The 23,460-nt window shown below is 72.9% G+C and carries 21 protein-coding genes and 1 pseudogene; 10 read left to right on the top strand and 12 right to left on the bottom strand.

The window, feature by feature from the left end; all coding sequences use genetic code 11:
- Positions 1 to 247: 247 nt before the first annotated feature.
- Positions 248 to 619, bottom strand: a complete 372-nt coding sequence (locus ACIQ5Y_RS36235; protein WP_403890587.1) for a PPOX class F420-dependent oxidoreductase — start codon at positions 617 to 619, stop codon at positions 248 to 250.
- An 89-nt stretch (positions 620 to 708) separates the two neighbouring features.
- Here ACIQ5Y_RS36235 and ACIQ5Y_RS36240 point away from each other — a divergent pair.
- Positions 709 to 1,555 (top strand): annotated as a pseudogene (locus ACIQ5Y_RS36240) (IS5 family transposase).
- 79 nt (positions 1,556 to 1,634) lie between these two features.
- On the opposite strand, the gene ACIQ5Y_RS36245 reads toward ACIQ5Y_RS36240, so the two are convergent.
- Together ACIQ5Y_RS36245 and ACIQ5Y_RS36250 are read right to left on the bottom strand one after the other, a co-directional pair.
- Positions 1,635 to 2,819 carry a PQQ-binding-like beta-propeller repeat protein gene (locus tag ACIQ5Y_RS36245; RefSeq protein WP_403890590.1) on the bottom strand — a complete coding sequence of 395 codons (1,185 nt, stop codon included), beginning with the start codon at positions 2,817 to 2,819 and terminating at the stop codon, positions 1,635 to 1,637.
- Between the two features lie 215 nt (positions 2,820 to 3,034).
- Entirely contained in the window at positions 3,035 to 3,379 is a 345-nt protein-coding gene (locus ACIQ5Y_RS36250; protein WP_403890593.1) for a MarR family transcriptional regulator, read from the bottom strand.
- Between ACIQ5Y_RS36250 and ACIQ5Y_RS36255 the strand changes: the two genes are divergently transcribed.
- Complete coding sequence (locus ACIQ5Y_RS36255) at positions 3,293 to 3,649, top strand: hypothetical protein (RefSeq protein ID WP_403890667.1); 357 nt, start codon at positions 3,293 to 3,295, stop codon at positions 3,647 to 3,649. The genes ACIQ5Y_RS36250 and ACIQ5Y_RS36255 overlap by 87 nt on opposite strands.
- 30 nt (positions 3,650 to 3,679) lie before the next feature.
- On the opposite strand, the gene ACIQ5Y_RS36260 is transcribed toward ACIQ5Y_RS36255, so the two are convergent.
- Together ACIQ5Y_RS36260 and ACIQ5Y_RS36265 are read right to left on the bottom strand one after the other, a co-directional pair.
- Complete coding sequence (locus ACIQ5Y_RS36260; RefSeq protein ID WP_403890596.1) at positions 3,680 to 4,444, bottom strand: SDR family NAD(P)-dependent oxidoreductase; 765 nt, start codon at positions 4,442 to 4,444, stop codon at positions 3,680 to 3,682.
- Positions 4,445 to 4,477: 33 nt separating this feature from the next.
- Positions 4,478 to 5,167 carry a DUF4386 domain-containing protein gene (locus ACIQ5Y_RS36265; protein WP_403890599.1) on the bottom strand — a complete coding sequence of 230 codons (690 nt, stop codon included), beginning with the start codon at positions 5,165 to 5,167 and terminating at the stop codon, positions 4,478 to 4,480.
- 77 nt (positions 5,168 to 5,244) lie between these two features.
- On the opposite strand from ACIQ5Y_RS36265, the gene ACIQ5Y_RS36270 reads away from it, so the two are divergent.
- Complete coding sequence (locus ACIQ5Y_RS36270) at positions 5,245 to 5,754, top strand: MarR family winged helix-turn-helix transcriptional regulator (protein ID WP_403890601.1); 510 nt, start codon at positions 5,245 to 5,247, stop codon at positions 5,752 to 5,754.
- 183 nt (positions 5,755 to 5,937) lie between these two features.
- On the opposite strand, the gene ACIQ5Y_RS36275 is transcribed toward ACIQ5Y_RS36270, so the two are convergent.
- Positions 5,938 to 6,336, bottom strand: a complete 399-nt coding sequence (locus tag ACIQ5Y_RS36275; protein ID WP_403890604.1) for a DUF4345 domain-containing protein — start codon at positions 6,334 to 6,336, stop codon at positions 5,938 to 5,940.
- 83 nt (positions 6,337 to 6,419) lie between these two features.
- On the opposite strand from ACIQ5Y_RS36275, the gene ACIQ5Y_RS36280 reads away from it, so the two are divergent.
- Entirely contained in the window at positions 6,420 to 7,013 is a 594-nt protein-coding gene (locus tag ACIQ5Y_RS36280; protein ID WP_403890606.1) for a TetR/AcrR family transcriptional regulator, read from the top strand.
- A 19-nt stretch (positions 7,014 to 7,032) separates the two neighbouring features.
- On the opposite strand, the gene ACIQ5Y_RS36285 is transcribed toward ACIQ5Y_RS36280, so the two are convergent.
- Positions 7,033 to 7,515: a DUF456 domain-containing protein gene (locus ACIQ5Y_RS36285; protein ID WP_403890609.1), complete on the bottom strand. Its 483-nt coding sequence runs from the start codon at positions 7,513 to 7,515 to the stop codon at positions 7,033 to 7,035.
- Positions 7,516 to 7,540: 25 nt separating this feature from the next.
- Entirely contained in the window at positions 7,541 to 8,518 is a 978-nt protein-coding gene (locus ACIQ5Y_RS36290; protein WP_403890612.1) for a helix-turn-helix domain-containing protein, read from the bottom strand.
- Positions 8,519 to 8,717: 199 nt separating this feature from the next.
- On the opposite strand from ACIQ5Y_RS36290, the gene ACIQ5Y_RS36295 reads away from it, so the two are divergent.
- From ACIQ5Y_RS36295 to ACIQ5Y_RS36310, 4 genes are all read left to right on the top strand, one after another.
- On the top strand, positions 8,718 to 12,497 hold the full coding sequence (locus ACIQ5Y_RS36295; RefSeq protein ID WP_403890615.1) for a S8 family peptidase: 3,780 nt from the start codon (positions 8,718 to 8,720) through the stop codon (positions 12,495 to 12,497).
- A 102-nt stretch (positions 12,498 to 12,599) separates the two neighbouring features.
- Positions 12,600 to 14,585, top strand: coding sequence for a protein phosphatase 2C domain-containing protein (locus ACIQ5Y_RS36300; RefSeq protein ID WP_403890618.1), 1,986 nt, complete (start codon positions 12,600 to 12,602; stop codon positions 14,583 to 14,585).
- Between the two features lie 94 nt (positions 14,586 to 14,679).
- Positions 14,680 to 16,422, top strand: a complete 1,743-nt coding sequence (locus ACIQ5Y_RS36305; RefSeq protein ID WP_403890620.1) for a pyruvate dehydrogenase — start codon at positions 14,680 to 14,682, stop codon at positions 16,420 to 16,422.
- 104 nt (positions 16,423 to 16,526) lie between these two features.
- Entirely contained in the window at positions 16,527 to 17,015 is a 489-nt protein-coding gene (locus tag ACIQ5Y_RS36310; RefSeq protein ID WP_403890664.1) for an ATP-binding protein, read from the top strand.
- Between the two features lie 48 nt (positions 17,016 to 17,063).
- Here ACIQ5Y_RS36310 and ACIQ5Y_RS36315 read toward each other — a convergent pair whose 3' ends face one another.
- A complete protein-coding gene (locus ACIQ5Y_RS36315; RefSeq protein WP_403890623.1) occupies positions 17,064 to 18,122 on the bottom strand; it encodes a DUF2637 domain-containing protein in 1,059 nt (352 codons plus the stop codon).
- 199 nt (positions 18,123 to 18,321) lie between these two features.
- Complete coding sequence (locus tag ACIQ5Y_RS36320) at positions 18,322 to 19,167, bottom strand: (2Fe-2S)-binding protein (RefSeq protein WP_403890626.1); 846 nt, start codon at positions 19,165 to 19,167, stop codon at positions 18,322 to 18,324.
- A gap of 126 nt (positions 19,168 to 19,293) precedes the next feature.
- Here ACIQ5Y_RS36320 and ACIQ5Y_RS36325 point away from each other — a divergent pair, with 126 nt between their 5' ends.
- A complete protein-coding gene (locus ACIQ5Y_RS36325) occupies positions 19,294 to 19,968 on the top strand; it encodes a GntR family transcriptional regulator (RefSeq protein WP_403890629.1) in 675 nt (224 codons plus the stop codon).
- Between the two features lie 216 nt (positions 19,969 to 20,184).
- On the opposite strand, the gene ACIQ5Y_RS36330 is transcribed toward ACIQ5Y_RS36325, so the two are convergent.
- Both ACIQ5Y_RS36330 and ACIQ5Y_RS36335 read right to left on the bottom strand, forming a co-directional pair.
- Positions 20,185 to 20,979, bottom strand: a complete 795-nt coding sequence (locus ACIQ5Y_RS36330; protein WP_403890631.1) for a hypothetical protein — start codon at positions 20,977 to 20,979, stop codon at positions 20,185 to 20,187.
- A 188-nt stretch (positions 20,980 to 21,167) separates the two neighbouring features.
- Positions 21,168 to 22,847, bottom strand: coding sequence for a PucR family transcriptional regulator (locus ACIQ5Y_RS36335; RefSeq protein WP_403890634.1), 1,680 nt, complete (start codon positions 22,845 to 22,847; stop codon positions 21,168 to 21,170).
- 252 nt (positions 22,848 to 23,099) lie between these two features.
- On the opposite strand from ACIQ5Y_RS36335, the gene ACIQ5Y_RS36340 reads away from it, so the two are divergent.
- A complete protein-coding gene (locus ACIQ5Y_RS36340) occupies positions 23,100 to 23,237 on the top strand; it encodes a hypothetical protein (RefSeq protein WP_403890637.1) in 138 nt (45 codons plus the stop codon).
- The last annotated feature ends 223 nt before the right edge of the window (positions 23,238 to 23,460 follow it).

Below are 23,460 nucleotides of genomic sequence, written 5' to 3' on the forward strand. Positions count from 1 at the left end.
GTGCCGCTGCGCGGAGCCTCTCCCCGCCCCACCCCGCCCTTCCCCGTTCCCCGGGCGCTGCCCGGACCTGGTCCTCAAACGCCGGACGGGCTGGAAAGTCAGCCCCGCCGGCGTTTGGGCCCCGGGGAACGGCGGAAGGGCGGGTAGGGGACGGCCCCGCGCAGCGGCCCCCGCCACGCTCAGCCGCAGCCGCAGCCGCCGCCCACCGCAGCCGCAGGCCGCCGCACCCGCCCGGGAGGGGGCGGGGTCACAGCCCCCACGTGTGCACCCGCTCCGGGTGGATGCGGATCACCTCCGGGCTGAAGTGGGGGCCGAGCGTGTGCGGGCCCACCTCCAGATCCGCGTACCCGCGGATCTCGATGCCGCGCACCTGCCACGGACGGGTGCTCACCAGGTCGTCGACCACCAGCGCCAACCGCGGATTGCCCCGCAGATTGCGCCACTTCTTGGACGCGCCCATGGCCATCCCGCCGACGAGGATCGTCCCGTCCTCCTGCGGGAAGAAGCCCACCGGGTTCACCTGCGGCTGACCCGCCGCGTCCACCGTGGCCAGCCGGCCCAGGTGCTGGGAGCGGAGGTATGCCCGTTCCGCCTCGCTGAAACCGTCGAAGTCCCTCATGTCCGCAAGCCTCGCAGGCGCCGCCGCACCCCGCATCGGGCCACGGTCCTAGGCCGTTTCCTTCGGATCATCTGATCGTTGGTTGATGTGTGTCGTTGACTGATGCTCAGTGGGCGCGGATCGAGCCGTTGCTGCCGGATCGGGCGCCGAGGCGGGGTGGGCGGTGGCGTGATCACCGTCAGGTTATCGATGCGATCGCGTTCAAGTACCGGACCGGGACGCCGTGGATGGACCTGCCCGAGTCCTTCGGATCGTGGAAGGGCGCCCACAACCGGCTGCGGAAGTGGGCCGCCAACGGGACCTGGGAGAAGGTCTTCACCGCCCTCCTCGCTCAGGCCGACGCCGAAGGCGACCTCGACTGGGTCGTCGCGGTCGACTCCACCATCGTCCGTGCCCACCAGCACGCCGCCGGGGCCCGTCAAAGGGGGCCCCGGACGGCGAGCCGGCTGACCACGCCCTCGGACGGTCCCGCGGCGGACTGACCACGAAGATCCACCTGGCCGCTGTCAACTGCTGCCGACCCCTGGCCTTCGTCATCACACCTGGCCAAGCCGGTGACGCACCCGCGTTCCCCCAGGTCATGGGCCGGTTACGGGTTCCGAGGCCGGTCGGCAGACCGAGAGCCAGGCCGGACGTGGTCCTGGCCGACAAGGCGTACCCCTCCCGCGCGATCCGTTCCCACCTGCGCCGGCGCGGGATCCGGGCGGTGATCCCGCAGCGCGCCGACCAGGCGGCCAACCGCAAGCGCCTCGGTAAGCGTGGCGGCCGCCCGCCGGCCTTCGACCGCGAGGCCTACAAGCAACGGAACACCGTCGAGCGGTGCATCAACCCAAACTCAAGCAGTGGCGCGGCCTGGCTACTCGCTACGACAAGACGGCCACCATCTACCTCGCCGGACTCCACCTCGCCGCCATCTTCATCTGGTCAGCGAGGTGATCCGAAAGGAACGGCCCGGCGCCGCTTCAGGCGCACGGCAGGGTTCCGGCGACCATGAAGGTTCAGGAGGCCGCCATCGTCAGCCTGCGGCGCGATAGAACTTCGATCCCACCACACCGCCATACCGATCGATCTCGTACGGCGCCGCGCCGGCAGACGTCTGTCGGTCCTGTCCCGTCGTGCCGTCCAGGACGATCGGCTCGTCGCCGACCTCCCCGTACACGGCACCGTGCCAGAATCCGCTGACCTTCGGCACCTTCCGTCCGGAGCCCCCGGGCAACGTCCATCGCTGCTGCACAGAAGAGGCGTCGAACACGGTGATCCCGCGGTCGGCCTCCCCGTACCCGTACTTGGAGCACAAGACCAGGGACTGTCCGTCGTGGCGGCACCGCCAGCCCCTGCCGTCGAGTGCCGCTCGCTGCTTACCGGTGACCGCATCCACGACGAGTGTCTTGTCCTTGAGGGTTGCGCTCAGCAGCCGGGGCGCGGCTCCGGCCGGCTCCTGCGCCTCTGCCACGGTCCACCGCTGTTCGCCCGTGGCCGCGGCAAGTCCCAGCAGCCTGCCTTCACCGAACCCCGTACTCTCGCCACCGGCAACGACACCGTCGGCCAGGGTCACCGCGCTGAACTTGGACTTCTTCCAGCGGACGGTGCCCGTGGAGGGGTCAACGGCATACGTGGTGCCGGCCCCGGTGACGAGCACTGTGGTGGCATCGACTCCGATGATCCGCGGTGCGCTGACCGAGGTGGCATCGACAGCGACCTCAGCCGACCACGCCGTCTTGCCGGTAGCCGTCTCGACGGCCAGCACCTCGATCAAGACCCGGTCGGGCGTTGTGCCTTCACCCTTCACATTCCTGCCCCAAGCCGCGTGCACGGTTTTGCCGTCCGCCGACACGAGGGGAGCGGTGCGGTTGCTTCCGAAACCGCCCTTTTCCGCGGGGTGCTTCGTCGTCGCCTCCCACCTCGGGTCACCGGTCTCGGTGTCGATCGCCTCCAGTCCCTCCTCGGCGGTGACGTAGGCAACCCCGTCGGCAAGGGTGACCGCGGGCCGTGTCGCGTCCCCGCTCGCCGTACTTGGCTGCTTGGCATCAGGGAATTCGACCGCGGGCCCTTCGAAGCGCACGGGCGGGTCGAACACCGGACGGCTCGGCTTCCCGGAAGCCGCCTGGGACTGTTCCGGGGACTTGCCAGGCGCCTGCGCATCCGATGAGCCGCCGCCTCCACAGGCTGCCAACGCCGTTGTCGCCAGCGTCAGTCCCACCGCAGTAGCGGCCCATCGTCTCGTTCTGCCTGTCCGGCCCATCGCTCCCCCTGCTCATGGTCTTCGTGATCATGACGACCCTAGCGACTGGGCTCCCCCGAGACAGGACAAATTCGCCAAGCACCCGACAGCGGACCTGTACGAGAGAACCAGGCCGTCTCGAAGCCACCACACAGGCCTCATAGTCTGGTCAGTGGTGATCCGAAAGAAGCGCCCTAGGTCCGAGGGGCGTAGTCCTCCAGCCCGAAGAGCGTGACCGCGTCGGTCAAGGCGGCCGCGAGGGCCCGGAGGCGGTCCGGCTCGGCCTCGACGTGGCGCAGCCGTACCGGGCCGGCCAGCGGGGCGGCGCTGAGGACGGCCGCGCCCTCCCGGGTCACCCGGACCACACGGCGGCGCCGGTCGCCCGGATCCGGCGTCACGGAGATCAGACGGCGGTCGGCGAGCCGGTCCAGCAGCTGGCCGATGGTCGCGGGGTGCATGAAGAGCCGCTCCCGCAGCGCCGCCAGCGGCACGGGCCGGTCCGGGCCGGATTCCTCGGCGACGAGCCGCAGCAGTGCCAACTGCTGTCCCGTCAGGCCGTGTTCGCGTTCCTGCCGGCGCCCGTGCGGACCACGCTCGTGGACGTGGTTCCCGGGGTGGGCTACAGCGACGACGTGGACGTCGACGGTGTGCCCGGCCGGTTCACCCACCGCATCGAGCCCGACGGCGACGGCGGATCCCGGGTCACCTTCGTCATCTCCATGCCGACGGCCTCGGCCGAAGCCGTCGCCGCGGGCTTCCCCGCCCAGCTCGCCGCCCTGGCCGACTACGCCCGCAACCTCGGCGCGTGAGCCTTCGATCCCCACGGCGTGCCGCTCGGCTCAGTGGGTGACCCGGCCGCCGGCGACGTCGATGGTGATCCCGGTCAGCCAGGCCGCCGCATCGGAGGCGAGGAACAGGGCGGTCTGGGCGACGTCGTCCGGGGTTCCGAGCCGGCCCAAGGGGTGGGCGGCGGCGACCTTGGCCCGCACGTCGTCCGGCATGTTGGCCTTCACCTTCTCGGTGAGGATGGACGACGGCGCGATGCAGTTGACGCGGATTCCGCGCGGCCCGACCTCGTTGGCCAGCTGCCGCGTGAGCATGACCACCCCCGCGTTGGCGACGCCGTAGGCGAGGTTCGCCTGACTGGGCTGACGCCCGGCGGCCGAGGACATGGTGATGACGGAGCCGTTGCCGCGTTCGAGCATCCCGGGCAGAAACGTCCGGATGGTGAGGAACACCGAGGTCAGGTCCGAGTCGATGACCTGACGCCAGCGCTCTTCGGTCAGGTCTACGGACGGTATGGGGCGGCCCTGTCCTCCGGCGAAGGCGGCGAGGACGTCGACCGGACCGAGCCGGGATTCGACGCGTCGGCGTGCTTCTTCGAGTGCCGCGGAGTCGGTGACATCGGCGACGGCGGCGATGCAGGTGCCGCCCGCGCCCGAGATGTCTGTGACGACCGCATCGAGGGCGTCCTCGTCGCGGCCGACCACGCAGACCTTGGCGCCTTCGGTGGCGAAGGCCCGAGCGGTCTGCGCGCCGATGCCGCGAGATCCGCCGGTGATGAGGACGACCTTGCCGTTCAAGCCGGTGTGGGTGTTGGACATCCGAGAAGTCACTCCTCGCGCTGGGGATCGCCGTCAGGCGGCGGTGGTCCGGGGACGGGTGCGGGGCAGCAGGGCGGCGACGAAGACGAGCCACAGGGTGCCGCCGAAGCGGACGACCGGCAGCAGGTATCCGAATCCAGGGGCCACAAGGGTCAGGAGGGCGACCATGCCGACGGCGGCGAGGAGCAGTCCGGTCCAGGTGACGCCACGCGGCAGCAGGCCGGCCATCAGGCCCGTCACCGAGATTCCGGCGACGAACAGGGCGTACATCACCACGTAGCCGGGACCGCCCGAGAGGAACGACAGGTCCGCGAGCGCGCGGGCGAGGGTCGGCGAGGTGTCCGCCGGCAGGCGACCGCCAGTCCAGGCGAACGTCGCGGAGAGGGTCAAGGCGCCGGCTGCCAACACACCCCCGACGAGGGTGATCGCGGATCCGGGCGCGGTGATGCCCAGCGCGCGCAGCCGTCGGTAGAACACCGCGGCACACAGCACCAGCGGGACGGCGGAGCTCAACAGCAGCAGAGAGCCGACCTTGATCGCGGTGCCGTGGGTCTGCGCGTAGTCCAGAACCGCGGCTCCGGAGGCGTCGGGGTGCGGGGTGGAGCGGTTGACGACGACGTAGGCCACGGTCAGCGCGGCGAAGGCGAGCACGGGGGCGAGCAGGGGCGGCCCGGACTGGGGACGGCGGGTGCCGGTCTCCCGAGGGGCGGTGGCTATGGCCATGGTTCCTCCTGGGTAGGTCGTACACGAAGAATAATGATTACAACTTGGAATGATTGTCAACTGTGTATTATGCCGTCATGAGTGTGAATCGTGAGAGCGAGAGTCCTGCGCCCCGGATGGGCGCCGCCTTCCTGCTGGCGCAGCTGGGAGCTCACGGTGCCGAGTTGTTCGCCCGGCGGATCGCCGAACTCGAGTTGACCCCCGCGCAGGCAGGGCTGCTGCGTTTGCTGGCCGGCGCCCCCGGTCGAAGTCAGCGTGAACTCGCGGACGACCTCGGAATGCCGGCCAGCCGCTTCGTGCCGTTCGCCGACGAGCTGGAGGGGCGCGGGCTGATCGAGCGCCGCAGGAACGCGAGTGACCGGCGCCAGTACGCCCTGCATCTGACGGATCAGGGGCTGGGCCTGCTCGCCGAGCTCCGAAAAGCAGGCGCCGCCCACGAGCAGGAGATGTGCCAGGCGCTCTCCCCTGAGGAGCGCCGGCAATTGATGGGCCTGCTCGGCCGCATGGCCGAGCAGCAGCAGCTCACTCTGGGCGTGCACCCGGGCTACCGGTCACTTCGCGCTCATCGCCCTGGCCGCGCCCAGTAGGCACCTGCCATTGGTGTGTCCACGCCGGGCCCGGGGCGCTCCGGATCGGCCCCGGCGGTCTGCTCTTGTCCGGCGGCCGCACGCGGGGGCGCGCGGGAGTCCCGGCGGCGGATCCGCATCGGCGCCGGATTCGCCCGCCCCTCCGGTCGAGAGGCGCGCGGGGCGGAACCGTCCGGCCGTCGACTACGCCCGCAGCCTCGCCGCGTGAGCCTTCTCGTCGGCATCCGCCAGCCAGAAGTAGAGCGGCGGCATCACCAGTTCGATGACCGTGAGCACCACCTGGAACCAGTGCGGCCACCCGTGCACCGCGAGCGAGATCAGCCGGCCGGCCGCACCCAGCAGGAAGACGGCGGCGAGCAGGCGTACGGTGCTCGCCGGGATCGGCGACTGGCGGGCCGCCCAGAGCCAGGCGAGGCCGTAGCCCGCGAAGATCGCGCCGAGGAAGCGGTTCAGGCTGTCGAGCGTCGCGTCGGCCCCGCCCCCGCCGGGTACCGCCGCATTGCCCAGGGCCACGTGTGCCAGCCCGATCGCCACGCATGCGACGCCCATCGTCAGTGCGAGCCATTTGAGAGTCCTGGCCATGGTCCGACCTCCCACCCCTGGTAAGTAGACGTGTGTCCACTAGTAGGCGGCACTAGTAGACGCGTGTCAAGTAAGGTGGCTCCATGCCTCCCCGTCGACGAATGACCCCCGACGACCGCCGTTCCCAGCTCCTCGCCGTCGGCGCGCAGCTCTTCGCCCAGCACCCCTACGAGGACGTGCTGATGGAACACGTCGCCGAGCGGGCCGGTGTCTCGCGGGCCCTGCTCTACCGTCACTTCGCCGGGAAGCAGGAGCTCTTCGCCGCCGTGTACCGGCAGGCCACCGACCGGCTGCTCGAACGGGTCCCGTTCGACCGGCCCGGCGATCTGCTCGCGCAGCTGGAGGACGGGCTCGACGTCCACCTCGACTACTTCATCGCGCACCGCAACACGGTCCTCGCGGCGAACCGCGTGCTCGTGGGCGACCCCGTGGTCCAGACGATCATCGACGGCGAACTGGACGAGCTGCGGACCCGGCTGCTCGACGTCGTCCCGCTCGCGGACGAATCCGTCCGGGCCGCCGTGGCCGGGGTCCTCAAGAGCTGGCTCGTCTTCGTCCGCGTGCTCTGCCTGGACTGGCTCACCGAGGAGACCTGCACGCGCACGGAACTGCGCGACACCTGCGTCGGCGCCCTGCTCGGCGCCCTGCGCCCGTTCCTCGGGGACGACCTCCGGTAGGGGAACGTGCGGACGCCGTCTACTCCGCCACCACCGCCCCCACCCACGCCCCCACCACCAGCAGGCACGCGAAGAGCTCCACCAGCACGCTCGTCCCCACCGCCCGCATCACCGCCCGCGCCGAGGCCCACGCCTCGCCGTGCGTGCCGAGACGGAGCCGTTCGCAGAGGTAGACGCCGCCCACGAAGCCGGGGACCGACCCCAGCACGGGAACCAGTACGAAACCCAGCAGTGCGCCCGCGCCCGCGAACACCGCCATCCGCCGGGTGACCCCCACCCCCCGCAGCCTGCGCGGCGGGAGCTGCCGCTTCACCACCTGGACCACCAGCAGCAGGGCCGTCGCCGCGACCAGCAGGGACCACGCCAGCGCCGAGCGCTCGTGCAGCGCCCACCACATCACCCCCGCCCACACCAGCAGGGTCCCCGGGACGCCGGGCACCATCACCCCGGCCACCCCGAGCAGCAGCACCAGCCCCACCAGGAGCAGCTGAGGCAGATCCATGCTGCTCAGCCTGACCGACCGGCGACTATCGGGCCACCCAGCCCCGCTCGTAGGCGTGCCAGCCGAGCTGCATGCGCGTCGTGACCCCCGCCAGCTCCATGAGGCCCTTCACCCGGCGCTGCACCGTCCGCAGGCCCAGCTCCAGGTGTTTCGCCACGCTCGCGTCCGTCAGGCCCGCCAGCAGCAGGGAGAGGATCTCCAGGTCCGTGGCGTCGGGGGAGCCGCCGCCCTCCTCCGCCGAGCCCGACGTGCCCAGCCGCAGCGGCAGGGACTCCCGCCAGACCGCCTCGAACAGACCCATCAGCGATTCCAGCAGCCCCGACGCGTGGACGACGAGGGCCGCCGGTTCGGAACCGCGCGAGGTCAGCGGCACCATCGCCAGGGTGCGGTCCGCGATCACCAGCTTCGTCGGGACCTGCCCCGTCACCCGGACTCGCTCGCCCCGTGCCAGCGCCGTCGACGCCTCCCGGATGCCCCGCGGCAGGGTCAGCACCTCCCGTTCGATGACCACCCGGTAGTCGACCCCGCGCACGGAGGCCCGGTCCTCGGCCTCGTTGTCGGTGCCCGTCACCACCTGGGGCCGGCCGCTGACCAGCGCGCACACCTCCTCGACGGCGCCCAGCTGGAGCTGGTGGAAACGGTGCGCCACCGCGCTCGCGCCCTGCACCACCTCCACCAGGTCGTGCACCGCGGGCTCGGCCGCCTCCGCCCGGTACTCCTCCGCCAGCAGCGCCGCCGCCAGCTCCGCCTGCTCCAGCTCGTGCCGCTGCTGCGTGAGCAGGGCCCCCAGGGCGACCCCGGGCGGGGCGGCCACCCAGCGGCCCGGGCGGGCCGAGGACTGCGCGGCCAGGCCGTGGCGCTCCAGATGGCGCAGCGTCCGTTCCGTCTGGGGCACCGGAAGGGTCAGCCGGTGCGCGAGATCGGGAGCCTCGGCCGCGCCCATCGCCACCAGGGCGCGGTACGCCGACTCCTGGCCCTCGTCCAGGCCTATGGCACCCAGCAACCCGCCCACCCACCTTTCGACACTGCGCCTGGCGGGAAGCGGCCACGGCGCAAACCCGCCGCGGACATCATCGCCGTACCCCCCGCCCCTCTGTAAAGGTCATGCCACCGCAGCACCAACATCCGCCGGCCCGAAGCCACTTGTGCGGCAGCTTTGCCGTGCAATGCAGCAGTTGGCCGGAATTGACCTGGGGAGAGCGATGCGCCCGATATCGCGTACGGCACTGGGAGCGGCCACCGCTGCCGTCCTTGCCGTCACCGCCATCGGCCCGTCCACGGCACAGCCGAGCGACGGGGCGCCTGGAGCGGGGAAGAGACCACTCGTCGGCAGCGAGGCGGCCGGAAAGCAGCCCACGGCCCCCGTCACCGTCACCCTCGTCACGGGTGACCGGATCCTGGTCTCCACCGACGCGGGCGGCCGCACGGCCGCCACCGCGATGCCGCGCGAGGACGGCTCGCAGCCGCTCGTCCAGACCCGGCAGTCGGGCAAGGACCTCTACGTCTACCCCGAGGGCGCCGTCAAGGCGCTCGCCGCCGGCAAGGTCGACCACGAACTCTTCAACGTCACCGGCCTCGTCCGGCAGGGCTACGACGACGCGCACACCAAGAAGCTCCCGCTCATCGCGGTCTACGACGCCTCCGTGAACGTGGCGCGCAGCGCCCCGCCGGCCCCGCGCGGCGCCGACCGGTCCCTCGTCCTCGGTTCCATCGGCGCCGTCGCACTCGCCGCGGACAAGGGCAAGGCCGCCGACTTCTGGGCCGACGTCACCGCCGACGTCACCGCCGACAGCCGCTCCCGCGCGGCGGGCGGCGGACTGCAGAAGCTGTGGCTCGACGGCAAGGTCCGGGCGAACCTGGAGCGGTCGACGAAGCAGGTGAACGCCACGGCGGCCTGGGCGGCCGGGTACGACGGCAAGGGCACCAAGGTCGCCGTCCTCGACACGGGCACCGACCTCGAACACCCCGACCTGGCGGGCCGCGTCACCGCCTCGAAGAACTTCACCGACTCCGACACCGACGCCGACCGGCAGGGCCACGGCACCCACACCATCTCCACCGTCGGTGGCTCCGGAGCGGCGAGCGGCGGAGCCAAGAAGGGCGTGGCCCCCGGCACCGAACTGCTCAGCGGCAAAGTGCTCAACGACGGCGGCTACGGCCTCGACTCGTGGATCATCGCCGGCATGGAGTGGGCCGTGGAGAACAAGGCAGACGTGGTCTCCATGAGCCTGGGCGACCCCTCCCAGACCGCCTGCGACGACCCGCTCGCCGCCGCCGCGGAGAAACTCTCCCGGCAGGGCCCGCTGTTCGTGATCGCCGCCGGCAACTCCGGACCCGGCAACAACACCGTCTCCTCGCCCGGTTGCGCCCCCAGCGTGCTGACCGTCGGCGCCGTCGACCGCGACGACACCACGGCCCCCTTCTCCAGCCGGGGCCCCGCCGGACTCCAGCACACCCTCAAGCCCGAGATCGCCGCCCCCGGCGTGGGCATCTCCGCCGCGAACATGGGCGGCCGCGGGGTGTACGCCTACCAGTCCATGTCCGGCACCTCGATGGCCACCCCGCACGTCGCCGGCGCCGCCGCCGTCGTCAAGCAGCGCCACCCCGACTGGACCGGGCAGCAGATCAAGGCCGCCCTCGTCGGATCCGCCGACACCGCGATCCCCGGGGACGTACGGGAGACCGGCGGCGGCCGCCTCGACGTCAAGGCCGCCATCGACACCACCGTCACCAGCGCCCCCGCCGTCCAGGGCGGCGCCCACGACTGGCCGCAGGACAAGAGCGACCGCCGGACCGTCGAAGTCCCGTACACCAACCTCGGCACGAGCCCCGTCACGCTGGACCTCGCCGTCGAGAAGGTCACCGGCAACGACGGCTCGAAGGTCCGCGGCCAGATCGCCCGCCTCGCGCAGCGCACCGTGACCGTCCCCGCCGGCGCCACCGTCAAGGTGCCCCTCGCGCTCGACCCGGCCGCGAAGCTCGAACGCTCCCAGTACGGGGACGTCACCGGCCGCGTCGTCGCCACGGCGAACGGCGTGCACGTCTCCACCCCCTTCTCCCTGTACGTGGAGCCGCAGACGGTCACCCTGCGGGTCAAGCTCGTCGACCGCGCGGGGAACCCGGCCGCCGGACCGTCCTCCCTGGACGTGATCGGCACCGACGACGCCACCGGCGAGCGCCGCTTCAACGACGGCTCCGCGGACCAGGTCTACCGGGTCCGGCCGGGCGCGTACTTCCTCTCCGCCTTCGTCGCCACCCCCGACGCGGGCGAGGGCGCCACGCTGATCGACTCCCTCACCTACCTCGGCCGCCCCCAGGTCGAGGTGAAGAAGGACACGACCGTCGTGCTCGACGCCCGCAAGGCCGGCCGCCTCGACATCGAGGCCGACAAGCCGGTCGAGAGCCGCAACACCACCCTCGCCTTCGCCCGCAGCTGGGACGACGTCTGGCTGCACGCGGGCACGGCGGCCGGCGGGCGCACCATCCGCGGCTTCTACGCCTCGGTCGAAGGCCGCGCCACGGACGGCGAGTTCGAGTTCGGCAGCTACTGGCGGGCGGGCGCGCCGATCCTCTCCGAGCTGAAGGCCGTCGGCGGTCCGGCGCTGCACCCGATCACCGCGACCACGGGCAGCGACAACCTGGACGGAACCGGCAGCGCCCCGCTCGTCGACGCGGGCACCGGCACCCCCGAGGAGCTCGCCGCGGCGGGCGCCAAGGACGCGATCGTCCTGGTCAAGACCGTCGACGGGGCGCTGTACGAGGTGGCCCGGGACGCGAAGGCCGCCGGCGCCAAGGCCGTGCTCGCCTACCGCGAGGCACCGGGCCGCTGGGTCGGTTCGACCGGCTTCGCGGGCGGTGTGCTGCCCACGCTGTCGATCGAGGCCGCCGAGGGCCGTGCGCTGCTCGCGCGGCTGGAGGCGGGCAAGGTCACGCTGGCCTGGAAGGGCACGGCGAGGAGCCCGTACTCCTACTCTCTCGCCTTCCCGGAGCAGGGGCAGGTCCAGGGCGGCCACACCTACCGGGTCCGCGACCGCGACCTCGGCCGGGTCGAGTCCTCCTACAACTCCATGGGCGTGGCGGGCGACTTCATCGACCTGTCGGGCGCGTACCGGCCGATCGGCACGGCGGTGTACTTCGGCTCGATCGAGACCGTCGCGGTGCCGGGCACGCGGACCGAGTACCACTCGGCCGGGGACACCGCCTGGGACCAGTTGCTCTCCAGCAGCTTCCCGTGGGGCGAGTTCATGGTCGGCGAGCAGCGCACTTACGCCAAGGGCCAGACGGTCAAGGCGACTTGGTACGACGGGATCACCGGCCCGGTCGCCCCGCGCGACGCCTCGGGCAAGGAGACCCTGGCCGCCGAACGGCAGGGCGACCTGATCGGCTTCGCCCCCGCGATGTGGGGCGACAGCGGCCACGCCGCGCAGCCGGGCTCCTTCGGTGACATCGGCGGGCTCCAGCTCAAGCGGAACGGCGAGGTCATCGGGGACAGCTGGTACCCGTTCGGGGTGTTCGAGGTCCCGGCCGAAGAGAGCCGCTACGAACTGACGCAGGCCATCGAGAAGATCGGCGCGCCGGCCCGCGTCTGGCAGCGGTCCACCGCGGTGACGACCACCTGGGCCTTCACCTCGAAGCTCGACCCGGCCGCCTACTCGCAGGGCCTGCCGATCCTCTTCCCGAGGTACGCGGCCCCGCTGGACGGGCTGAAGACGGTCGCGGCGGCGGGCGGCCAGAGCATCGGGCTGAGTGTCACCGGGCACGCGGGGTACGCGCCGGGGGCACTGAAGTCGGCGAAGCTGTCGTACTCGTACGACGGCGAGCACTGGACGGAGGCGAAGGTGAGCGAGCACGGCGGAGCGTGGACCGCGGTCGTGGACCACGCCGGGGCCTCCGGCAAGCAGGTTTCGCTGAAGGTCGAACTGACCGACGCGAAGGGTGCCTCCGTGACCCAGACGGTCGGACGGGCGTATGACGTCCGCTAGTTCGTACAGGTGAGGGGGGAAGGGTCCACCGGGCGGCGGCCCGGTGGACCCTTTTCGCGCATTCGGCGTTTTCCGCTCGTGCGGTAGGCCGAGAATGAGGTCATGAGTCAGCAGGGCGCGGGCGCGGACGACTGGTGGCAGAAACTGTACGAGGACCCGGACGCGGTCCCGGACCCCGACCCCGGGGACACCCTGGACAACCGCTTCCACACGGCCTCCTCCCTGACGGAACCGCCGGAGCCGCCGGGCCCGCCGGGCCCGCCGCCCGCCGACCCCTCCGGCGGGGGACGGGCGGGTGCCGGGGCGTCCCCGCAGGGCGCCGAGGACACCCCCGCCCGGCCCTCCGACCCCTCGCCGCTTTCGGCGCCCGGGGAGACGCCCCGGCGCCCGCCCGTCCCCGGCGAAGCCGGCCCGGCCGCGCCGGAGACCCCCGCGCCGGTCCACCCGGTCCGGCCGTGGGAGTCGGCCGCCTCTCCCGCGCCGGAGACCCCCGCGCCGGTCCACCCGGTCCGGCCGTGGGAGTCGGCCGCACTGCCCGCACCCGAACAGCCCCCGCTCCCGGGCCCCCGCCCGCAGCCGGCCCAGGACTCCGCGCCGCCCGCGCGGCCGGACTCCGAGCCGCCCGCGCCAGGGCGGCCGGCGCGTCCGGCCGTCCCCGCCGGGCCGGACCCCGGCCCGGGCCGGCAGGCAGGTCCGCCACCGCCACCGCCACCGCCCCCGGCCGAGCCCCCGGCGCCCCCGTGGGGACCCGGCCCCGCCGAGCCCGGACAGCCCCCGCGCCCGGCGCCGCCGGAGCCGGTCGCCCTGCCGTGGGAGGCGGCCACTCCGGAGCCGCCCCGAGCCCAGGCACCCCACCCGGGCTCGCCCGCGTACGCGCCGCCGCCGGAGGCGACCCCCGTCGGCGCGCAGCAGCAGGGGCCGCCCCCGGCGCCGTCCCCGGCGTCGTCCCCGGACGGCGGGTTGCCCGTCCGGCCGCCCGTGCCGGCCACCGGCGGCGCACCGGCGCCCGCGCCCGCCCCGGAAGCCGTACCCCCGGCTCCGCCGGCGCCCCCCGCGCACGGGCTCGTGCCGGGGCCGCGCCCGGCACCCGCCCCGCCGAGCCCGCCCGCGCCCCCGGCGCCACCACTGCCGGACCCGCGGGCCGGCGGGGTCACCGGGTACGTGCTCGGGAACGTGGCCGTACCGGCCTGGCGCGAGGACGACCGCACCGCGGAAGTCCCGGTACCCGAGGCGGAGGAGGCGCGGCCCGAGGTACGGCACCTCGGCGACCGCGCGCCCACCTACGCCGCGGAGCCCGGCGCGCTGCCCGCCGCCGACCCGGCCGCGCTCGACGACCTGACCCCCGACACCGTCCTGGAGGGGGCCCGCTACGGCACGTACACCCTGCGCGCCGCCTCCCTGCGCGGGGACTCCGCCCGCTACCGGGGCGAAGCCCGCCGGGACTGCCTGCTCACCGCCCGCTTCGGCACCGGCGAAGACGCCCTGGTGATGGTGGTCCTCGCCGGAGGCGACCGCGCCGCCCCCGGGGGCCCGGCGGCCGCCGCGGAGCTCTGCCGCACCGTCGCGTCGGCCGTCGGCCGGAGCCAGGAGCGGCTCTCCGAGGACATCCGGGCCGGCCGCCGCGACGCGCTCCGCTCGGGCCTCCAACGGCTCACCGACCGGGGCTACGGCCGCCTGCGCGCCCACGCCGCCGAGCTCGGCCTCGCCGAGGAGGCGTACACCGCCGGGCTGCGCGCCCTGTTGCTCCCCGTGGACCCGCAGTGCCGGACCCGGGTGTGCTTCGGCTCCGGCGCGGGCGGACTGTTCCGGCTCCGGTCGGGGGAGTGGCAGGACCTGGAGCCCGGTGAAGGCGCGTCGGAAGGGGACTTCCGCTTCCGGGCCTCCGTGGCCCGGCCGGGTGACACCCTGCTGGTCTGCTCCGTCGGCCTGGCCGGCCCCATGCGGGAGGAGGCCCCGCTCCCGGCCGAGCTCGCCGCGCGCTGGTCCGATCCGCAGCCCCCCGGCCTGGCGGCCTTCCTCGCCGACACCCAGCTCCGCCTCAAGGGCTACGCCGACGACCGGACGGCCGCCGCGGTCTGGGAGGAGTGACCGGCACGACGGCCGCAACAGGCGCGATCCCGCGGGACGTGCATGGATGGAAGGCGCACCCGGCAGAGCCGAACCCGAGAGGGGCGCCCCATCCATGGCGAAACAGAACGTGGCGGAGCAGTTCGTGGACATCCTCGTGCGCGCGGGCGTGCGCAGGATGTACGGAGTCGTCGGCGACAGCCTGAACCCGATCGTGGACGCGATCCGCCGAACGGGTGATATCGAGTGGATCCAGGTCCGCCACGAGGAAACGGCGGCCTTCGCGGCCGGCGCCGAGGCCCAGATCACCGGTCGCCTCGCCGCCTGCGCGGGTTCCTGCGGCCCGGGCAACCTGCACCTGATCAACGGGCTGTACGACGCGCACCGCTCGATGGCCCCGGTGCTCGCGCTCGCCTCGCACATCCCCTCCGGCGAGATCGGCCTCGGATACTTCCAGGAGACCCACCCGGTGGAGGTCTTCCGCGAGTGCAGCCACTACAGCGAACTGATCTCGAACCCGCGGCAGATGCCCCGCCTGCTGCAGACCGCCGTGCAGCACGCCATCGGCCGCAGCGGCGTCAGCGTCGTCGCGCTGCCCGGGGACATCGCGTCCCTGCCGGCCCCCGAGAAGGCGGTGGAGCACGCGCTCGTCACCGCCCGCCCGACCGTGCGCCCCGGTGACGGCGAGATCGAGAAGCTGGTCCGGCTGATCGACGAGGCGGACAAGGTCACCCTCTTCTGCGGCAGCGGCACCGCCGGGGCGCACGCCGAGGTGATGGAGTTCGCCGGCCGGATCAAGGCGCCGATCGGGCACGCCCTGCGCGGCAAGGAGTGGATCCAGTACGAGAACCCGTACGACGTCGGCATGAGCGGACTGCTCGGCTACGGCGCCGCCTACGAGGCCACCCACGAGTGCGATCTGCTGGTCCTGCTCGGGACGGACTTCCCGTACAACGCCTTCCTCCCCGACGACGTGAAGATCGTCCAGGTGGACATCCGGCCCGAACACCTCGGCCGCCGCTCCCAACTGGACCTCGCCGTCTGGGGGGACGTACGGGAGACCCTGCGCGCGCTGAACACCAGGGTGAAGCCCAAGACGGACCGTCGCTTCCTGGACCGCATGTTGAAGAAGCACGCGGACGCACTGGAAGGCGTGGTCAAGGCCTACACGCGCAAGGTGGAGAAGCACACCCCGATCCACCCCGAGTACGTGGCCTCGGTGCTCGACGAACTGGCCGACGAGGACGCCGTCTTCACCGTCGACACCGGCATGTGCAATGTGTGGGCCGCGCGCTATCTTTCCCCGAACGGCAAGCGCCGCATCATCGGTTCCTTCAGCCACGGCTCCATGGCGAACGCGTTGCCGCAGGCCATCGGCGCACAGTTCACCGACCGCTCCCGTCAAGTGGTGTCGATGTCGGGTGACGGCGGTTTCTCGATGCTGATGGGAGATTTCCTCACCCTCGTGCAGTACGACCTGCCCGTCAAAGTGGTCCTCTTCAACAACTCATCCCTCGGCATGGTCGAGTTGGAGATGCTTGTTTCCGGCCTCCCCTCGTACGGAACTACGAACAGGAATCCCGACTTCGCCGCCATCGCCCGCGCGGCGGGGGCGTACGGGGTCCGCGTGGAGAAACCCAAGCAGCTCACAGGGGCTTTGAAGGACGCCTTCCGGCACCGGGGACCGGCCCTCGTGGACGTGGTCACCGACCCCAACGCGCTGTCGATTCCGCCCAGGATCAGCGCCGAGATGGTGACCGGATTTGCACTTTCCGCCAGCAAGATCGTGCTCGACGGAGGGGTCGGCAGGATGATCCAGATGGCTCGATCCAACCTCCGCAACGTGCCCCGCCCGTAAGCCCGCAGGAGTGCGGACCGGCCCGGGGGGCATGCATCCCGTAGACCTGTTCGACCAGTTGCTCAGTTGGGGACACACGACGAGGGAGGCACATCGCCGTGCGTGTGGGGGCGAAGACCGGGAAGCCGTGGCGCAGAGGCAGGCCGGTGCCGCGCGAGCCGTCCGGTCCGGACGGGGCGGCCGCGGTGGACGGGCCGGTGATCAACCGGAGCGTGCGTCGGGCGGATCTGAAAGCGGTGGGCGAAGTCCGGCGGGCGCTGCGGGAGTTGATGCGCCACCGGTGCGCGGCCGATGCCGCCGAAGTGGCCGAGCTGCTCATCACCGAGCTCGTCACCAATGCCCTCGTCCACACGGACCAGGGGGCGGAGGTGTCCGCGACTCTCGGGGCCGGCCGGTTACGGGTGGAGGTCCGGGACTACGCCGGCCGCCGGCCCCGACCGTACGTACCGACCGCCGACGACGGTACGCACGGCCGGGGCCTGGTGCTGGTGCAGGCGCTCGCCGACGACTGGGGCGTGGATGCCCCGGACCTCGGCGGCGGCAAGGTGGTGTGGTTCGAGCTGGAGCGGGGATACGACGTGGGGCCCGCCTGACGGCGGACCCCACGGGACCGGTAGGACCGTACGAGAAGAACCCGCCGGTCAGCCGAACTGCTGTTCCAGGTCCTTCAGTTTGCGCTCCAGGGAGTCGAGCCGGGGGATGGTCTGGGTGTCGTCCTCGGCGGTGAGATCCACCGTCCGGGGACCGGTCACGTCAGCGGACCCGGTCCGACTGACGGCCTGCAGGGATGGCCGGCGTCGCAGTGGCAGTTGTCCTGATTCCGGTATGGCCGGCTCCGCGCCGACCGGCGCGGAGCCAGCTCCCTGCGTGAGCTCCGGGAGTTCGACCTGGCGGCCGCGAGACCGCCCGAACGCCCGGTTCTGCCGGCCCAGCGCCTTGATGCGCGCCCGGTCCAGCCGGTTCTGATCGCGCCTGCGGTGCCGGTCCTGCTCCCTCTCCCGCTTGTCCTCGCGCACCTCGTCCACGGCCTCGTCGAGGGTGCGCACCCCCTCCAGCAGCATGAGCGACCACGCGCCGAAGGTCTCCCGGGGTGCCCGCAGCCAGCGGACCATCCGGATCTGCGGCAACGGACGCGGGATCAGCCCCTGTTCGCGCAGTGCCGCGCGGCGGGTCTGCTTGAGGGCCCGGTCGAAGAGGACCGCCGCCGAGAGCGACATCCCGGCGAAGAACTGCGGTGCGCCGTCGTGGCCCATGCCGCGCGGGGCGTGCACCCAGTTGAACCAGGCGGCCGCGCCGGCGAACAGCCAGACCAGCATGCGCGAGCCGAGGGCCGCGTCGCCGTGGCTGGCCTCGCGGACGGCGAGCACCGAGCAGAACATGGCGGCGCCGTCGAGCCCGAAGGGGACCAGGTACTCCCAGCCGCCGGAAAGGTTGAGGTTCTGCCGACCGAAGCCGACCAGCCCGTGGAAGGAGAGCGCGGCGGCGACCGCCGCGCAGCAGAAGAGCAGGACGTAGGAGGCGGTCCCGTAGACGGCTTCCTTGCGCCGCCGCCGTTCCTCGCTGCGCTCCCAGCTGTCGTCGGCCGCGGCCTTCTCGCCCTCGCGCTTGCCCCGGGCCACCACCGCAACTGCCGCAAGCACGCCCAGGATCAGCAGGCTGCCGGGCAGCAGCCAGTCCAGCGATATGTCGGTCAGTCTCATGCGGATGTCCTTGCCTCGGTACGTGCGGCCGTACGGCTTTCCGGGCGCCATAGTGGCGCAGCCGGTCCGCCGTGCACGCGGGTTTCGGGGCAAGTGGACGCCATCGGGGGGCGGGGCCCGCCGGATAGGGTGTTGTGGCTCGAACTGGTGCTCGTTCGGGCCCAGTTGAGTTCGATTACGGTCAGTCGTACGGGTGGGTTCAGGCGGCGGCCGCCGTGAGCCGGGCGACCCGGTCGGCGTCACGGGTGCGCGGGCAGGTGACACAGGTGTCGTCCGGGCGGATGGTGTAGAAGAAACAGCACCCGGCCCGGTCCCGGGTGGGCAGCTCCTCGCCGGCCGGCCCGGAGAGGGTGCGGAACCCGGCGCTCCCGGAGTACGGGTCGGTGCCGCCGGGCAGGAGGGCCTCCAACTCGGCCATGGCGCGCCGCTCCTCGCCGGGCCCGAGCAGGCTCGCGACGTACCAGAGGCCCTCGACGACCTCGTCGGTGACCAGACCCCACAGGGCGCGGCGGCCGCGGCGCATGCGCGGGCCGAAACCTTCCAGCAGCGGGCCCAGGTGCTCGGCCACCGCGGCCCGCACCTCGTCGCGCAGCGCCTCCTCGCCGGGCGCGACCCGCGCGCCGGGGAGGACCGCCGCGGGGTCGTCGGGGAGGCAGGCGAACGTTTCGACGCGTACGGCCATCCGGGCGTCGGTGCGGTGGAACGCCACCCGGTCGGCGGGCAGCCGGGGGACGCGCCGGTGCAGGAACCACGGCAGGGTGATCAGCAGGCAGGCCGGCCACGCGTACCGGTGCAGCCCGAAGCCCGCCACCACGTCCGGGCGGGCCGGGCGGCCGTGGTCCCGGGCGATCTGGGCCTCGTCCCAGGCGAGGAAGGCCTCCAGGGCGGCCCCGCCCGCCGCGAGCTCGTCCGCGCCGACCCACCCGGCGCCGCGCGGGGTCGGGTCGAGCGCGGACAGCTCGGTGACGCGGAGTCCGGCGTAGGCCTCGGACAGCCGCGCGTACGCGGCCGCCACCGGGGAGCCGGTCGGGGTGGTGACGGTCATGGGGACCACCGAATCGCACGATCGTTATCAGGTAAGCCTCACCTTAGCTGATCTCGGTGGCCGTATCACCTTGTGGGACGTCGCATATTCTCGGGCGAGGTCGAGACCAGTGAGGAGGGCCGCCGCATGCAGCCGATGCCATCGATCCCGTCGATCCCGGAGCAGAAGACCGCCGGGAAGGTGCTGCGCCATTCGGTGCGCGGGCAGATCCTCGACGCCCTGCGCGCGGCGCTGGTCGAGGGGGAGCTGGCTCCGGGGGAGATCTACTCCGGCCCGGCACTCGGGGAGCGCTTCGGGGTCTCGGCGACCCCGGTGCGCGAGGCGATGCAGCAGCTGGCCCTGGAAGGGGCGGTGGAATGCCTCCCGAACCGGGGCTTCCGGGTCCTGTCACGGACCCCGAGGGATCTCGCCGAGCTGGCGGAGGTACGGGGCCTGCTGGAGGTCCCGGTCATGCTCCGGCTCGCCCGGGCCGTGCCCGCCGAGGCCTGGGAGGCCCTGCGCCCGGCCGCGGCCGCCACGGCGGAGGCGGCGGCCGAGGGCGACCTGCCGGCATACGCGGAAGCGGACCGGGCCTTCCACCGCGAGGTGCTCTCCCTGGCGGGCAACGCCCAGCTGGTGGCGGTGGCCGAGGCGCTGCACCGGCGCGCCCAGTGGCCCCTGCCGGGCGCCCCGCGGGTCCGCCGCGCCGAACTCGTCGCCGACGCGGCCGAACACTCGGCGCTCCTGGCGGCCCTGATCGCCGGTGACCTCCCGGCGGTGGAGTCCCTCGTACGGCGGCACTTCGCCGGGGCTGTGGCCTGACGGCAGCGGCGCCGCTGCCGGGGGCTCCGCCCCCGGACCCCCGCGCCTCAAACGCCGGCGGGGCTGATTTTGGCTGATGCCGCCCGTGCGGTGCGGCCCGGCGTTTGAGGGCCCTTGCGGGCTCAGCCGCCGAGGCACGATCCAGCCCCTCCGGCGTTTGAGGAGCGGGGTCCGGGGCGGCGCCCCGGCAGCGGCGCCGCACCGGAATCCCGGGAGCTACCCCGCAGGGGACGCGGCGGCCGGGTGGAGCTGGTCCGCCAGCCAGGTCGGGATGCCACCCAGCAGGTGGAACAGCCGCCGCGCCTCCGCGCGCAGCCGCGTCGCCTCCGGCTCCGGCTCGGCCTCGGCCAAGGCGGCCAGCGCCGGGGCCGTGCCGACCAGGAAGCCCAGCTCCTCCCGGATGCGCAGGGACTCCAGGAAGCCCTTGCGGGCCTCCGCCACCTCCCCGTCCCGCAGGGCCAGCGCCGCGAGGTGGCGCCAGGTGAAGGACAGCAGCAGTACGTCCCCGTGCGCCTCGGCCCCCGCGTGGGCGCGCCGGTACGCGGGTCGGGCCGACTGCGGGGCGTCCGCCAGGTGCTCGGCGACCAGCCCCCGGCGGAAGTCCAGCAGCGGGCGGGTACGGGACCCCGGGGACAGCAGCGCCGCCGCCCGGCCCAGCGCGGAACGGGCCTCGTCGGCCCGGTCGCGTACGCCCAGCACGGTCGCCGCGTAGGCCAGCTGGCCCCGCTCGCAGGCCGCCGCACCCCGGTCGTCGTCGTCCTGCGAGACCGCCTCGGCGACCCGCAGCGCGTCCTCGGCCTCGGCCCAGCCCTGCCCCGTGAACAGGCACCGCTCGACCAGTAGCGCGGTCCGCTGCACGGCCGCCCCCGCGGTCGCGGTCTCGCCGGCGTGGGGCGTCAGCAGCGCCGCCGCGTCGGTCCAACAGCCGCGCGAACGCAGTCGCCATATCGCCCGCTGGAGGGGGTCTTCTCCCCCCGTAGATCCGGCACCGGACATGGCGATATCCGCCACATTGCCCTCCCCAAAGCAATCAAGCAGCACGTCGTCGAGCCCTGGGGCGAAATGAGAGCACGGATCGACGGCTCCGGCCAAGGGGTCGGGTGAACTCTTTCACAAAGTCCGGACACCTCGTCAGCCGCCCCCGGCCGGCGGACCGGGCGGGGGCGGATGGGATACGGCCTGGCCACGGCCGGGATCGCTCAGCTCATGCGCAGGGCGAGGAAGAAGTCCAGCTTGTCCTCCAGCCGCGACAGGTCGCGCGCCGTCAACTGCTCGATTCGCCCGACCCGGTAACGCAGCGTGTTGACGTGCAGGTGCAGCCGCGTCGCGCAGCGGGTCCAGGAACCGTCGCAGTCCAGGAACGCCTCCAGCGTCGGGATGAGCTCCGCCCGGTGGCGCCGGTCGTAGTCCCGCAGCGGGTCCAGCAGTCGCGCCGTGAACGCGCGCCGCACGTCGTCCGGTACGAACGGCAGCAGCAGCACGTGCGAAGCCAGCTCGTGGTGGCCTGCCGCGCAGACCCGGCCCGGACGGGCCGCGGCGACCCGGCGGGCGTGCCGGGCCTCCTCCAGCGCCCCGCGCAGGCCCTCTGCGGAGTGCACGGCCGCGCTGACGCCCAGCGTGAGCCGGCCGTCGTCCGACAGACCCGCCTGCAGCGGGTCGCGCACGGCCGCCAGCAGCTCGTCGGCGTGCAGGGCCGAGTCCGGGCCCCGGTCCTCGGAGGTGTCCCCGGGCAGCGAGGGCAGCGGCACCAGCGCGATGGCCTCGTCACCCGCATGGGCCACCGCGATCCGGTCGGAAGGCTCCGGCCCCGAGACGGACGGGTCGACGAGGATCTCCTCCAGCAGCGACTGGGCCACCGGGCCGCCGGGGATGTCCCCGCCGTCCCAGTCCACCCGGGCCACCACGACCTGCCAGTGCGGGGCGCCGCCCACGCCGGGCAGCAGCACGGGGGCCGCCACCCGCAGGCGGGCGGCGATCTCGGCGGGCGGAGCACCCGTCTGGACCAGTTCGAGGACTTCCTGTGCGAGGCGGCGGCGCACGGTGCGCGCGGCGTCCCGCCGGTCCCGCTCGACGGCGATCAGCTGGGTGACGCCCTGGAGCAGGTCGAGGCGCTCCGCGGGCCAGTCGCCCGCGTCCGCCTCCACGGCCAGCAGCCAGTCCGACAGCACGCTCTCGCGCACGTCCTTCGGGGCGGGGCCGGTGGCGCCGCGCCCGGCTCCCCTGATCGGGAAGAGCGAGTAGGTAATACCCTGGATGGAGATCCGGTGCGGTCCCCTGCGGCCCGTCCGGACCGCCGCGAGGTGCTCGCTCGCCAGTGCAGCGCACACCCCCGGCGCCAGCGGTTCGCCGGCCCCGGCGATCTGCCGGCCCGTGGGGGACAGCACCCAGGCCCGGAGATCGAGGTCCGTGGTGAGCAGATCCAGCACCACATCGGGCCCGCCGCCCGCGGGACCCGAGGTCATCAGACGGCGGTGCCGGTCGACCACGGCCGCCAGGTCACCGGCACGTTCCCCCGAAACCTGCCGCACCACGTATTCCGTGATCGTGGCGAATGCAACGTCCTCGTTCACTGCGAACAGTGGCAGGCGGTTGCGGACGCAGGCGGTGACCAGGTCGTCCGGGATGTCTCCCAGCTCGGCCTCGCCCGCCGCGAGCCCTGCGACGCCCGCGCCGGCGAGCAGTCTCACGAATGGCTCGGAATCGGCCGAATTTCGTCTCCATGCCAGGCCGGTGAGGACGAGCTCACCTCCGGACAGGTATCGGCTGGGATCGCGGAGGTCGGTCGTCATGACCCCGCGGACGGTACGGTCGAGCTCTTCCTCGCCGCCCAGCAGCCGCAGCCCCAGCGCCTCGGTTTCCAGCAGTGCGCGCAGCCGCATGATGTCGCCGCCGATCTGTCTCGTTGTTGCCGTTGGAAATCGGGCAGGTTGTCGCGGCCTGCCGTTCATACGAATCTACAAGACTAGGGAGCCCCTCAGCCAACTCCTTCATGGTTTCGGTGACTGCACTCGGGGGACGCGCGGCTTGTGTACTGACTCCACACCGCATTAACAACACGTGAACGACCAGTCGAGAGGCGTCGGCTTCCTGGCTTGAAGTAAACGCCCCGATGACGTAGAAGAGAGCCGCTCATGGACTTCCTTCGCCCCGCTGGCCGGGAGGAGGCACTCGCCGACAAGGCGCAGAGCCCACCGGTCGCGACGATCGCGGGTGGCCGTCCGGAAATCCTCACCGGGATTCTCCAGGACGGAGCGGTGCGGGAGCCGTAAGGCCCCCGAGACCCCCTGAGAACTTCCGGGCGGTGTGACACGGGAACGTCACACTTGCCGGCCGCACCGCCCGGAGAACCACGAAGTGCCGCACCGCTCGCGGTCCCTTCACCTGGCAGTACCCCTGCAAAAAACACGTAGTACCAGCGGGTCACCCCCGCACTACCCGCAGTACACGCAATGAAATCTCGCGTCGCCTCGGGCCGTCACCCCGGGTCGTGCA

The organism is Streptomyces sp. NPDC096339 (genome assembly GCF_044762985.1).
Taxonomy (GTDB): Bacteria; Actinomycetota; Actinomycetes; order Streptomycetales; family Streptomycetaceae; genus Streptomyces.